Below are 14702 nucleotides of genomic sequence, written 5' to 3'. Positions count from 1 at the left end.
TAAACTCTTAAATTTGGTGGATATATGTGTTAGAATTATACATAATCAGGGAAGAAAGCTTCATCCAACAAAAAAAGGGGGCGATAAAATGCTGTTTACATACAAGCAAATTGCTAATTTGAATGAAACAGAAACATTTATTTATCGTTATGTAATGAAGCACATTAAAGTTGTTACAAATATGAGTGTTCGTGATCTGGCTGAATGTACTCATGTATCAACGGCGACAGTAGTACGGTTTTGTCAAAAATTGGATTGTAATGGTTTTGTAGAATTCAAGACAAAGTTAAAGTTATTTAATGATGGACTTACTCTACCAGAAACTGATGATGAAATTGATGTTCTTTTAGAATTTTTTAACTATGCACGAAGTGTAGATTTTAAGGAGAAAATTAATAAATTTGTTAAGTATATCAAGGAAGCTAAGTCGATTTGTTTTTTAGGAATTGGAACAAGTGGTACTTTAGGAAAATATGGGGCTCGTTATTTTTCAAATGTAGGGTATTATTCACAAAGTATCGATGATCCTTATTATCCCCCACCAGTTGATGGTAATGAAAGTTCATTATTAATTGCTTTGACCGAAAGTGGTGAAACTCGAGAAGTAATTGATCAGCTTAAAATGTATCAGAGTCAGAATACAAAAATTGTGGTAATCACTAATAAGCCAGGGTCAACAATTGATCAAATGGCAGATTTGGGAATCTACTATTATGTTAAAGATATTATTTTACCACAAACATATAATATTTCATCTCAAGTTCCTGTTCTTTATATTCTTGAGCGTGTTACTCATGAGTTACAAAATGCTAAGGAAAAATCGCTGCCGTTGAAGTTTACCAGCCGTAATTTATAATGTGGAAAACTACTAAAAAATAAGTAGTTTTTTTTATAAAAAAATAAGCAAACTTGTTACATTTAATGTAACCCGTTACATAACCTCTTGCGTTCATTCCTTCTTATTATTAATTATGTTATTTTATAGGTGTAATGTTAAGCACATTGCATTGAATATCAAATAATCATTAAGCGCTTATAGTATTTGATATTCTAATTGTTATGGATTGTATTGAAGTAGGCCGCTTTGATACAATTCAAATATTGCTTATATACGAAATATATTAAGAAGGGGAAATGGAAAATGATAAAAAGATTAAACAAGAATTTTTTTGCAGCTATTCTGACCTTTGCGATGGCAATTGGTATGATAGCACCTGTAAATGTTGCAGCGAATGACGAATACTTGAATTTTGATCAGGATTCAATTTATGCAATTGTTTCAACTACAACTGGAAAAGCATTAAATATTAAAACAGCTAGCTGGACATCACCTGCAGAAGCAGATGGTGAATATAATGCTAAGACAAATAAAATAAGTAACTCATCACAATTTATGTTTATTAATGAAAATGATGGTTCAGTAACAATTAAGTATACTGGTATAAATGATGGGCAAGATTATTACTTAAGAACAGAGTCTGGGCAAACATATGTATGGGCTGATACTAGAAATGAAGATACCACAGCTAAGTATAAAATAACTAAAACGGCCGATAACCAAGGTATTATTGAAAGTATGAAAAGAACCAATGAATATCTTTCAATTGATAGTAAAGGAAAATTAGTCTATACAAGTGATAGAGATTTGGCTGAAAAATTTAATTTTGTCAAAAATCCTGGAATTATCAGTAATATCGCTTGGATTGAAAATGTGGCTACAGGAAAGTTAGTAACATTTGCTGATCAGCCAGATGAAAACTTTTCTGCAATTAAGGTAACTGGAGATGCTGGTAATATAGGTGATACTGAAAAGTTTAAAGTTACTTTTCACACTAATGACAATGGGATTAAAAATGTAATTTCATTTGAATCGGTTAGTAAACCAGGTTATCAAATTGCATCAGCTAAGTGGGTAGATGGCGCTGTACCTACCATTGGGTCATATAAAAAAGTGGGTGGTGGCTGGGAAGCTATCGCAGTTGAACCGATTGGAAATGGATTGTTTGTATTAAAGGATGCAGCTACAGGAAAATTGGTTACTGCAAATAATGATGAAGTTCTAGAAGGTGGTTATGAAGGGGAATTAACTGATCGAGAAAAATTTATTATCCATAATGCTATTGATATTGCTGATGTCACAGATTTAAAAGCTGATGATAGCTCAAGAACTGAAACCACAATTGATCTTACTTGGACAAATCCGAATAGTTTATATACTGATGTAACCTTATTTAAAAAAGCTTCAAATGAAGTAGTGTTTGATAAAGTTGCTGATGTAACTGGAAAAAACAGCTATCAAGTAACTGATTTGAAAGCGGGGATGCAATATAGTTTTAAATTAGAATATGTAAATGGAAATGGAAATTTATCAGATATTAATAATCCGAAAAATGAAAGTGCTGAATTGAAAGTTAGTACAAGAGCAGGAGCAAAACCAGCGACACCAGCAGATGTTAAATTAGTTGAAAAAGATGGTGAGTTCACAATTAGCTGGGGAGCTGCTGAAAATGCAACACACTATCAATTGTTAAGAGCAGATAGTATGCTTGGGGAATATAATGTCGTAGAGACTGTAACTAGAGATAGTACTTCTGTTACTGTTGCACCTATAGGTGATAAATACGAGAATTATTATCGCATCATTGCTCTAAATAATGGACAAAATAATGATGATGATTTATCAAATGCTGAAATTTCGGAACGTTCTGAGTATGTATCTCTAGAAAAGAATATATTTGGAGAACATACGTTGTTCTTCTCACCCAAAGATGATGTAGCACAACTTGATAAAATATTATTAGATTTATTCAATCAACAAAATGATAGAGGAGCAGATGCTCAATTTAAAGGGCAACAATACCAAGTTTATTTCAAACCAGGTGATTATACTGAAACTACATGTATGTATTTAGGGTTCTATACATCATTTAATGGTTTGGGAAAAACACCAATGGATGTTAAGTTAAATAATATCGCAATTCCATCTTATCTAGATGGTAATAATGCTACTTGTAATTTCTGGCGTTCTGCAGAGAATCTAGCTGTTATAAATACTGGGAATGAACAAGGAAAGGCTGGCTTCGATTGTAATCTTGCCCGACCAGAATATTTTAACTGGGCAGTAGCTCAAGCTGCACCGCTTCGTAGAGTATATTCAAGTCGTCCGGTTGGATATGACTGGAATTATGGATGGGCTAGTGGTGGATACGTAGCAGATTGTATGTTTGAAGGTGTATTTGAAGATCAAGGAAATCAATTATCAGCTGGAACATATAGTGGACAACAATTCTATACTAGAAATAGTAAATTGACAGGAGGCGGATATGGAACTACTTTAAATAATTTCTTCCAAGGTGTTGATGCTCCTAATTTACCAACTGAAAAAGATGGTGATGCTTTAGCTAATGGCAATGGATATTCAAATTGGGGTAAAGAAGCTGCGAATGGGGAACAGCAAGTATTCACAAATGTTGAAAAAACAAAGAAACTTAGTGAAAAGCCATTCCTATATTTAGATAATGGTGAATATAAGATCTTTGTTCCTGACTTACAAAAAGATACATCTGGTACAAGCTGGACTAAAGATGGTGATATGGGTAAAGGGAAAAGTTTATCTTTAAGTGAATTCTATATAGCTAAGCCAAGTGATTCGGCTAAAACAATTAATGAACAATTAGATAAAGGTAAAAATATTTATTTCACACCTGGAACATATCATGCTGAAGAATCAATTAAGGTTAATAAAGCAAATACGATTTTAATAGGTACAGGTATGACTTCAATTATTCCTGATAATGATGAAGCAGCAATGGAAATTGCTGATGTAGATGGTATTAAAGTAGCTGGCTTGATTTTTGATGCTGGTGAAAAGGATTCAAATTATTTGTTAAAAGTTGGACCTGCTAATAGTGATAAAGATCATTCTGCTAATCCAACTATACTACAAGATTTATTCTTTAGAGTTGGTGGAACTACAGCTAATCCAACACGTGCAAAAAATGCATTAGAAATTAATAGCAACGATGTAATTACTGATCATTTCTGGATTTGGCGTGCTGACCATGGTAATGGTGTAAGCTGGAGTGGTAATGCTGCTGATCATGGTTTGATTGTTAATGGTGATAATGTAACATGTTATGCATTATTCAATGAGCATTTCAATAAATATGATACATTATGGAACGGTGAAAATGGTGCAACATATTTTTATCAAAATGAAAAATGTTATGATCCTATTAGTCAAGAGGCTTGGATGTCACATAATGGAACAGTAAATGGATATGCTGCTTATAAAGTAGCTAATGATGTTAAGGAGCATTATGCAGTTGGATTGGGAATTTATAATGTATTTATTTATACTGGTGAAGATTATGATTCTTCAAAAGTGCAAATTCAAATGGATAGTGCAATTGAAGTACCAAATAGCAAAGGTGTAATTATTGAAAATGCATGTTTACAAACATTTGCTGATGAAAATAAAGTATTACAAAAATTTAATCATATTATTAATGATGTTGGTCCTGGTGTAAGCAGTGGAACTGATAAAGATGATTTTGCTATTAAAGGTGAAGGCTGGTCAAGAAAATTCTTATTAAATTATTGTGATGGAACTGCTGTTTATGGTAAGATGCCAGCTGCTGATCAAAAAGGAAAATTTATTGGAACAGTAACTGAAGAAAACATAAAAGCATTAGGTGATGATAATATTGATACAAAAACATTGAGTGATCTATATAATGTGAATAAGGATAAAAATGAAAATAATTATACAGTTGATAGCTGGAAGGTATTTGTGAAAGCGTTAGATGATGCTGGTAAACAATTGAATGCTGATTTAAAATATGCATATCAAAAAGATTTTGATAGTGCAAAAGATGTATTGAATGATGCTATTGATAATTTAGTATTAGTTGGTGCTGATTATAGTAAAGTTGATAGTATCAAGGCTGAAGCTGAAAAAGTTTTAGCAAGTGATAACTATACTAAAGATTATTACACAGAGGCAACAAGAGCGACATTTGATAAAGCTAATAAAGCATTAAATGATCTTGCTGATGATTTAACGATTTTAGAACAGAATAAAGTTGATGATGCAATTGAATTATTGACTGAAGCAATTAATGGTTTAACATTAAAAGGTGCCGATTATAGTAAATTAGATGTAGTTAAAAAGGAAGCTGAAAAAGTTTTGATAAGTGATAATTACACTAAAGGTCACTATACAGAAGAATCGAAAGCATTGTTTGATGAAGCTTATGAAGTGTTAAGTAGTCTTGCTGATAATTTAACAATTATTGATCAAGGTATGGTTGATGAAGTAGTAAAGGCATTAGATACTGCGATTAAAGGTTTAACATTAAAAACTGAAGAACCGGGGCAAATTGTAAAACCAAATGAGCCTGGTCAATCAACAAAACCAAGTGATAGCAGTAGTGCTAAAACAGGCGATGATCAAATGATTTATGGTTATGGAATTGTTACTCTCCTTGCACTGGGTGGTTTAATGATGTTAAAAAGACATCATACTAGCTAGTGGAGAAGAATTATGAAAAAAAGTAAAATTATAAAGGTAGCAATACTCGCACTATTTAGTGCGGTATTGCTCACATTAAATAATGTAGGAGCTATTTCAAGTAATCCATATAATGATTGGAAAACTTCAGCGATTAATTATCCTAATAATGGGCAGTTAGTTCCAGCGGGACCAATTACAATAACCTGGGATAGATTAAGTATTGATAGTCATGAAGTAATTGGTTATGAGGTATATCTTGATAATGTTCTTCAAAATTCAACAATTATTGATGAAGGTGATATTTTTAGTTGTGAAGTTTATACAACTAAAGTGGCACAGCATCAAGTTAAAATATTAGCTCAATTGAGCAATAATACTAAGATTTCAACTAGTGCTAGAAATTTTTACATATCTAAAAAAGGTATGGGTTTTTATAGTGGTAACGGCTACAGTGCAATTCAAGATGCACAAAATATGGGATTGTCTTGGTATTACAATTGGGGAACGGCACCAACGTATGCTGGTACTTGTCCAAATCAAAAGATAGATTTTGTTCCTATGATCTGGGGTGCCTATAATGGTTCAAACGAGCAATTAACAACAATTAAAAATGCGGGATATAAAACAGTATTGGGTTATAATGAACCGGATTTTGTAGATCAATCGAATGTTCCAGTAGCTACAGCGATTGCAAATCAACATTATTTTACAAATAGTGGTATGAGAATTGGGGCACCGGCAACGGCTATTCAGGCTCCTAATTCTGAATGGTTTAATGAGTATTGGCAGGGAATTAATACAGATGATATTGATTTTATACCTGTTCATAATTATCCTGGTAATATTGGAGTTACTGATAAAGAAATTAAAGACAATGCTAAAAGTTTATTAAATTTTATTAATGAAACACATAATAAATTTAATAAACCGATTTGGGTTACAGAATTTGCGGTAGCTAATTGGAATCCATATTGGGATGGTTATAATGGTGCTAACGAAGCGAATAAAGCTGAAGTGAGAAAGTTTTTGAATTACGTTATTAATGGGTTCGATAATAATGTAGGACTAAATGATTTAGAATTTGTTGAGCGATATGCCTGGTTTTCATTTGATGCACTAGATCGTTATGGTGGTGATTCAGGATTATTTAATACTAAAGCAGATCATGATAAAAATAGCATGTTAAAAATTGGGACATTAACAACTTTAGGAAATGATTATCGTAATCTTGGTAATCCGGAAGGTTATATATTGCCAAACTTAATGGGGGAAATAGAACCGTCTATTGAAGATGAATATGTTGATGATTATGTTAATGTCATGATTAATGGTCGAAGTGAAAACGTGGTATTGGGTAGTAAATTTGATAAAATCGATACGCCTGTTAAAGATGGATATGTATTTAGCGGGTGGTATAGTGATGAGGCGTGTACTAAAGAATATGATTTTGATAGTATTGTCACTGATAATGTCACAATTTATCCAAAATGGCTTAAGATGCACACAGTAACAATTGATGGTATAGATAATAAAGTAATTGATGGCAATACAGCGGTTAAGCCTCTTCCTTCTGTTAAAGATGGTTATGTATTTAAGGGATGGTATAGTGATTCAGAATATAATAATAAATTTGATTTCAATGAGCCAATTAGAGGCGATATTGCAATTTATTCAAAATGGGTAAAATTGGTAACGGTTTCGGTTGATAATAATAAAGTGCTGATTGAAAGTGGTACAGTTTTATCAAGGCCAGATATGCCAATAAAAAATGGGTATACTTTTGCAGGGTGGTACAGTGATGAAGCGTGTACTAAAGAGTTTGATTTTGCTAAGCCATTGTTAGAAGATGTGACGATTTATACTAAGTGGAAAAAAGTAATTGATCCAATGGAAAAAGAAGACCAAACCACTTCAATTAATAGTGTTAAAACCGGCGATAATTTTGCAATTCAAGGTTATGTCCTAGGTTTGATTGGAGTAATGGTGGCAATTGCAATGATGCAAAAAAAATATAATAAATAAAGATATTATGTATATAATTGACTACTTGATAAAAAACCTCTCCTCATTGAAATTTATCAAATTAAATACAAGTAGTTCAAGATGTTAAAAGGGAAGTGAAGGCCACTTCCTTTTTTGTGAAAATAAAAACAGTATTTACTATTGTTTGAATATTGTTTATAAATCAACGATTATGCAAAGAGTTCTTTCAAAATTATTATCAATTATTTTAGTATTTATAATACTGATATCTTTTTTGTAGAGCTCTAATGCCTTTTTTTCACGGCGATGCAGGCATCGATAACAGGATTCGATTATTTCTCCAGTATTTGTAGCGATTAAATAGTTATTGCAGTCATTTGTCAACAATTGACCTTTCAATAGTTCATCAAATATCATTACCTTTCCCCCTCTTGTTTTATGATATTAAAATATCATAATTAAAAGGTAAATAATATAGGTGGAATGATTGTTGAAAATAGTTACATTAGATGTAACAAAAAGAAGGCATTTTAGCCTTCTTGATCGATTGAAAATAAAGATATGATATCAGCTGTTGACATCTTAGTAATACTCCCGTCATTATTTTCAATAAAAATATTTGATAAATCTTGTTTCTGAGCTTGAAGTTCTTGGATTTTTTCTTCAATACTGTTTTTCATGATTAATTTATAAACTTGTACGTTATTGGTTTGACCAATGCGATAAGCACGGTCAGTTGCCTGGTTTTGAGCCGACATATTCCACCATGGGTCAAAGTGAATAACAATCGATGCTGCGGTTAGATTTAGACCGGTTCCTCCGGCCTTTAAAGAAATTAAGAAAACATCTGTATTGTCATTTTGAAAAGCGTTAACTAATTGATGACGTTTGATTTTATTGGTTGCCCCGGTTAAAACGTAATATGATATATCCTCTTTACGAAGTTCTTTTTCTAATAAATCTAAAGAGCTGGTAAATGATGAAAATAATAGAACTTTTTGATTGTTTTCTTTAGCTTTCTTTATTATATCTAGACAAGCTTTCATTTTTGAACTAGGACCAATAATTTCATTATATAGAATTCTAGCATCGCAGCAGATTTGACGTAATCGTGTCATCATTGCTAGAATTTGAATTTTATCAATTCGTTCAACGTCTAATGCTGTCTTAAGTTCGCTATTAATTTGACTTAAATTAGCTATATACAGATTTTCTTCTTCTTTATTAAAAGCAATCTTAATGTTATTCTCAATCTTATCAGGTAATTCTTCTAAAACTTCTTGTTTTGTTCTTCTTAAAATAAATGGTTCAACCATTTTCTTTAAACGAATTTGAGCATCTTTATCTTCATCGCGAACGATTGGACGCTCAAAATGTTCTCTAAAATAATTGTAATTATATAAATAGTTAGGCATCAAAAAATCAAAAATTGACCATAACTCTGCAAGTGAGTTTTCAATTGGGGTACCTGTTAGTGCAAAACGATGAGTACCATGTAACTCTTTTACTGCTCTGGCATTTTTTGTTGCTTGGTTTTTAATGTATTGAGCTTCATCGAGAACAATATATTCAAATTTAAATGGTTTATATAATTCAAAATCCCTTCTTATATAATCATATGATGTAATGATAACATCGTAGTTGTTTATTTGTTCAATCATCTTTTTACGAACGGATAATGTTCCACTAATACATAGGACATTGAGATCGTTTGAGAATTTTTTTATTTCATCCTGCCAGTTTAATATTAGGGTTGCTGGGGTTATTACAATACTAGCTTTGTGATTCTTTTTAGCGTCTTCTAATACAGTAATCATTTGTAAGGTTTTTCCTAATCCCATATCATCAGCAAGAATTCCTCCGAATCCATAATCGCTCATTGTTTTGATCCATTTATAACCAGTACATTGGTAATCTCTTAAAATATCACTGAATGGTTCAGGAACAGGATAATTATTGATATTGCAGTTAGTTAGATGGTTGATGAGTTCTTGGAATTGTTGGTTACGGTTAAAATTAATTGTTTCGCTATCTTGTATTAATTCGTTTAAGAATAATGCTTTGGATTTATCGACTATGATAGCGCCATCTTGAATATTTTTGTTTTCAAGATTTAAATCTTGAATTAAATTATAGGCTTCATTTAAAGTTTGATCTTCTAAATTCACAAATTCACCATTTTTTAAACGATGATAGGCTTTGTGTTTTTGGTATGATTCTAAAATATCTCGGATTTCATCTTTTGAAACATTAATACTGTCTAAATCAATCTCTAATAGATCATTTTTTAAACGGATACCAATGTTTAAAGAAATGTTTTTAGGTTTATTAATATTTTTAATGTCTTCACTGACAAATACATCACAATATCTATTTAATTTAGGCAAAATATTTTTTATAAAATAGTATATATCTTCATCGTTATTGGTGATTAAATACATATTCGTTAGTTCATCATATTGCGCGTAATCTTCAATCATTGCTAGTGCTGTATCAACGTTGAGTGGCAGCTTGGTTTCATAACTGTCAATATATTTACCGTCAAATAATATATTACCTTCATCATCACGATATTCAAGATTGATTGTTAAATCACCAAAGTTATTCAAATCAACGTAAGTAAGTAAAGTGATCACACTAGGCATATAATCGTCGATATTAGCTCCTGTAATGGCAATATAAGGTAAGATTTGATCAATGATATATTTGCCAAAATAACCAAAATCTTCTTTTGCGACAATGAGATTTTCTTTATCTAATTTAGAAATCAGTTTTTTAGTAATTTTAGACATTTTAAGACTGTAACGATTTAAAATGTTTTTGTCTAAATAATATAAATATTGGTTACCAATAATTAATTGGCCGCCTAATGGCAAAAGTGATATTTCAAAGTAATCTTCTTTATCTTCGATGTTGATTGTTAAATTATTTAGATCAATAGTGGTAAAAAACATATTGATGTTAAGATTTGTGAGATATGTTTCAAAAAATTCATCAATATTATATTTGTTAATATCAATAGAACGATATCTTTCAATATCATCAATAAATTCGCTATTATCCCGAATAAAATCAATTTGTTTTAATGCTTCTGAACTAAATGATTTACGATTGTAATCGGTTGTTAACTGACTACCGTAAGTATATACATTGTGATAACGATAGTTATATATGAATTCTTTAAGATTTTTTATTAAGTAAGTTTTATTTTGACCAATTCGATAACTAATCAAGATTCGATTAAATGAATAATTAATATTAGGAATTAAATCAATCAATGAATCATTTGTTAGTTGAGGATCTTGCTGATTAGTGTAGTCGGTAATTAATTTTTTTGATTCTTCGAGTTTTGTTTGAATTAATTTTTCTTCACGAACGCGTTCAAAGGCTTCAATTTTTGCTTTGTAATCAATTTTTTGATTAAACTGAAAAGGAATTTCAGACATTTCTAAACTATAAAATTTTAATAATAGTACCCCAATATGACCACATGCTAATTCATCATTATGGCAATAAGGGCAATCACATTCAAAATTATTTATTTTTCCTCCAGTATCTACGACGATATGACAAGTACTACTACGACCATATATTTCAACAGTACCATCAATGTGGTACTCATTTCCCTGTTTTAGAACGGACATGTTTGTGATTACATTATCTTTATAATAACTGTGAGCAATTTTCCAGTTTTTTTCATTAAATATCCTATTTATTTCATCATCTTTAATATACATGTTCTTTCCCTCCGATAGAATATTATATCATTATTTTAATGATTACCAAATAGATAACATTAAAAAAAGATAAATAAAAAAAGATATTTTATGACAAGGAATAAAGTGTTATAATATGAATGCGGTTACTTATGCCGGTATAGCTCTAACGGTAGAGCAATCCACTCGTAATGGATAGGTTGCTGGTTCAAATCCAGTTGCCGGCACCATAATTTTATTTCAATAACTCTGTCTGATTATTTGGAGAGGTTATGAATGAATATATACGAAGCGACAAACTGTATTCTGTTAGTCGCTTTTTTTGTTATATTAAATATGTTTTGAAGGGAGGTGAGATAAAATGGTGGCTAAATCGAAAATCAGTCAGGGAATTAAAAATTTACAAAATAACTTGGGGTTCACACGCGATGAAGCAATAAAAATAAGCTGTGACAACATTACGAAGTCTTTTCAAAAAAATCTAATACCTGCACTGATCGAACTGCAGGAAAAGTTCAGATACAGTTCTGCTTATCTCGATAACTTGTATCACCAGGAGAATGAATGCAGAAGCAGATGGTATCAAGGTGTTAAAAATACAGCATCACAAAATATAAAAATGAAGACGTTAATAAAACTCTCTACGGCGTTTGAAATGTCACCTGGAGAATTGATGGATTACATTATTGATTTTGACAAAAAGAAAAAATAGCCTCTCGGCTATTTAGATCTTACCCACTCGGCAAAGTGATAAGTCAAAACAGATAAAATCCATCAATATTCCCAGGTGTCACTTAAAAGTGCAGCAGTGAAACATTAACGAGATCATAATCAGTAATTACTCACCACAAGGAGAGAGATTACATGAATTATCAGGATGCACCCGCAAGCCCTGACGATACCACCAGTGTACCCAGTACCCAGTGTGTCACCCTGTCTGTTTCTAGAAAAATTCTATCAATTTTTGGCCGTGTTTTCAAGTCAAAACCGGCAAATAGATAAAATAAAAATCATTAAAGTCCCTTTAATGTTAATTTAGACGAGGAGATCAGCCATGCCCAATGCAGAGAAAATGCTAAATGAGGAAAAACTATACAACAACGGCAAGTTCGTTAAATACAACACAATCAAAGATAAAAAGTTTATTTATACATTTATAAAAGAAGACTGCTATTCAAATTCTTCTAATCTTGAAGCTGCAGTCAACAAACTTGTGGCGTTTGAAGATACTGTTACCAGAAGTAAAAACTACTGTGTTTATTTACAGGTGATGTATCCAAAGGATCTGTCAAAAAATGATCAGCATGAGTTTATAAAAAAATTCATGTTTGAAATAAGTCTGCATTATAAAAGACTGCTGTTTGCTTATAAGTTTGTAAGAAGAGGTAAAGGACACTACGTGGATGTTATTGCTTTTGAACGTGAGCTTTACATACGTGAACGGGAAATTGAAGAAGTCTATGCCCGTACTATGTATATAAATAAAATTACCGGTAGAACATGCAGTAAAGATGATCCTGAGGCCATCTGCAGATGCAAAAAAGGGGCAGTCAAAACTGATGAAAACGGATGTCCGGTAAAGAAAAAAATTCTGATATCTCCTAAGAAAACAAGATATTTCAATTATAACAGCAGTGATGATGCAGCAGTGAAAAAAGCCAACTTTAATAATTTCAGACTTCGTCTCTGCTTTAAGGCATCAACGGCTCTTTCTAAGATTTTCAGCGGATACCGAAATATACGTACATTAAAGTATGCAAAAAGAAGCTATGGTTTCAGCGATGTGCGAACAGTAAATACACAGATGTATAACGATGCACTCAGTGATATTAATAACGAACTCTGGAAAATACAGCAGATATTAGCTTTAAGAGGGGCAGTGCTTGATAAGGCAGAGGCTCAGAAGCGATTCGACAGCATATGGTACAGTCTTGATTACATAAACAGCTATAAGACGATGAAAGCAAATACAAAAAATAGTTATAAAATCAATCTTTCGCCAACTGCATCGATCAACCAGAATACAGAAAAATATAAAGAAACCGTGAAACTGTTCAAGGATGTGTGTATGGCAAAGATACAGCACTGGTATGCTGTAGAATTTATATACAGCTGCAGGCGTATAGAGAAACGGACTGATTCAAAGAGCAGCAGTATGATTTCTGACAATATTACATGGCTGATCAGAAACCTGTCACACCTTAAAAATTATCAAATTTCGGACAATATGATACAGGCAGTTGAAAATTCAGTGAGCAGATTAAAAGCCTATAAAAAAGAGAAAAAAGTATTTAGATATAATCAGCAGAATATCAGGAACAGACTGGCTGCAGTTATAAATGCCGAGAACAAGGAGCTGGTGGTTATTGGGCTTTTATCTGTTCTGAAACTGCAGAACAGAGGCATATAGACACAGGAGAAGGAGTGAGAAGATGAATTTATGATCAGAACTTTTGGATTGTAACCGAAGGAAAATACATGGAGGTAGAAAAGTGAAAAAAACAGGAGAGTACATAAGAAAAATAATTAATTCCAATTTACCGGCATATATATTTCTGTTTATTTTAACAGCAGCACTGATTATAGATACGGCAATGATTGCAGTATCTATTGCAGCGTATGCAATAAGCGGAAATGCAGCAAATCTTGAAAATATAACAACATATGCCCTGATAATTTCGTTTGCATCTACAGTGAATGTGTATCTTATCAAAAAAATAATGAAATAAAAATGTACCAGTGACTGGTACAAAATGGAGGAAATAAAAATGGCAAAAATTATTACAATCGTTAACCGCAAAGGCGGATGCGGGAAAACAACAACTACAAAAAACCTTGGCTACTCACTTGCTAAAAAAGGTTATAAAGTGCTGTTAGTAGATTATGATCCGCAGTGCAATACTACAAAAGGACTGTCCAAACGAAATTACAGGAAAACAGTTATTGATATGATGAGAGGAACTGATGTAAGAAGATGCATCTATAAGACACGGTATGATATGGATATACTGCCCGGCAATCAGTTTCTGGCATCTGAAGAAATAGCAGATCATGTGATAACAGATCAGATGAATCTGATTTTAAGAGATTATGATTTTATTATTAATGATACATCACCTTATTTTAATAAACTGACCGCGGAGATTCTATTTGTCACAGATATGGCAGTAATTCCAACTGTGGTTGAACCGGATTCCCTTGACGGGATGTCAACAACGATAAATGAACTTGAAGAACTCTGTGATTATGACATAAAATACAAGATCTTATTTACACAGGTCAATGATCTAAAAAGTACGGCAGATGATGTAAAAGTACTCGATGATAATCTGGATGATCTTGTGTTCGATACAAAAATAAGATTTCATCGATATGCGGTGAAGAGGGCAAGAATGAAGCAGCAGCCACTGGCCAAAAGATATCGCAGAGCTTCGGTAACCAGGGATTATGAAAAACTGGCCAATGAAATTGTAAGGGAGGCAGATTAA

9 protein-coding genes and 1 tRNA gene are annotated in these 14702 nt (G+C 32.0%); 8 read left to right on the top strand and 2 right to left on the bottom strand.

All coding sequences use genetic code 11. The annotated features are described in order from the left end of the window. Positions 1 to 88: 88 nt before the first annotated feature. The 3 genes from KSU54_RS00125 to KSU54_RS00115 all read left to right on the top strand — a co-directional run bounded on the left by KSU54_RS00125 (position 89) and on the right by KSU54_RS00115 (position 7537). Positions 89 to 856 (top strand): MurR/RpiR family transcriptional regulator, encoded by a 768-nt coding sequence (locus KSU54_RS00125; protein WP_008790974.1) that lies wholly within the window; start codon positions 89 to 91, stop codon positions 854 to 856. Between the two features lie 285 nt (positions 857 to 1141). Continuing rightward, the gene (locus tag KSU54_RS00120) at positions 1142 to 5533 is read left to right on the top strand and encodes a fibronectin type III domain-containing protein (RefSeq protein WP_003537217.1); all 4392 of its coding nucleotides are present in this window, start codon (positions 1142 to 1144) and stop codon (positions 5531 to 5533) included. A 12-nt stretch (positions 5534 to 5545) separates the two neighbouring features. Next, the gene (locus KSU54_RS00115; protein WP_117791853.1) at positions 5546 to 7537 is read left to right on the top strand and encodes a glycosyl hydrolase; all 1992 of its coding nucleotides are present in this window, start codon (positions 5546 to 5548) and stop codon (positions 7535 to 7537) included. A 156-nt stretch (positions 7538 to 7693) separates the two neighbouring features. On the opposite strand, the gene KSU54_RS00110 is transcribed toward KSU54_RS00115, so the two are convergent. Together KSU54_RS00110 and KSU54_RS00105 are read right to left on the bottom strand one after the other, a co-directional pair. Then, positions 7694 to 7915, bottom strand: a complete 222-nt coding sequence (locus tag KSU54_RS00110; RefSeq protein ID WP_003537221.1) for a hypothetical protein — start codon at positions 7913 to 7915, stop codon at positions 7694 to 7696. Between the two features lie 113 nt (positions 7916 to 8028). Continuing rightward, a complete protein-coding gene (locus KSU54_RS00105; RefSeq protein ID WP_003537224.1) occupies positions 8029 to 11235 on the bottom strand; it encodes an SNF2-related protein in 3207 nt (1068 codons plus the stop codon). Positions 11236 to 11368: 133 nt separating this feature from the next. Between KSU54_RS00105 and KSU54_RS00100 the strand changes: the two genes are divergently transcribed. The 5 genes from KSU54_RS00100 to KSU54_RS00080 all read left to right on the top strand — a co-directional run bounded on the left by KSU54_RS00100 (position 11369) and on the right by KSU54_RS00080 (position 14702). Continuing rightward, positions 11369 to 11444: transfer RNA gene (locus KSU54_RS00100), tRNA-Thr, on the top strand. Between the two features lie 131 nt (positions 11445 to 11575). Next, positions 11576 to 11926 carry a hypothetical protein gene (locus tag KSU54_RS00095; protein ID WP_008790977.1) on the top strand — a complete coding sequence of 117 codons (351 nt, stop codon included), beginning with the start codon at positions 11576 to 11578 and terminating at the stop codon, positions 11924 to 11926. 342 nt (positions 11927 to 12268) lie between these two features. Further along, positions 12269 to 13624: a hypothetical protein gene (locus KSU54_RS00090; RefSeq protein WP_117791852.1), complete on the top strand. Its 1356-nt coding sequence runs from the start codon at positions 12269 to 12271 to the stop codon at positions 13622 to 13624. Between the two features lie 82 nt (positions 13625 to 13706). Next, the gene (locus KSU54_RS00085) at positions 13707 to 13943 is read left to right on the top strand and encodes a hypothetical protein (protein ID WP_008790980.1); all 237 of its coding nucleotides are present in this window, start codon (positions 13707 to 13709) and stop codon (positions 13941 to 13943) included. 39 nt (positions 13944 to 13982) lie between these two features. Next, on the top strand, positions 13983 to 14702 hold the full coding sequence (locus tag KSU54_RS00080) for a ParA family protein (protein ID WP_054322147.1): 720 nt from the start codon (positions 13983 to 13985) through the stop codon (positions 14700 to 14702).

The organism is Erysipelatoclostridium sp. MSK.23.31 (assembly GCF_019125875.1).
GTDB lineage: Bacteria > Bacillota_I > Bacilli_A > Erysipelotrichales > Coprobacillaceae > Thomasclavelia > Thomasclavelia ramosa.
Note: the sequence above shows the minus strand (reverse complement) of the source record. Positions and strands in the feature narration are given on the sequence as shown.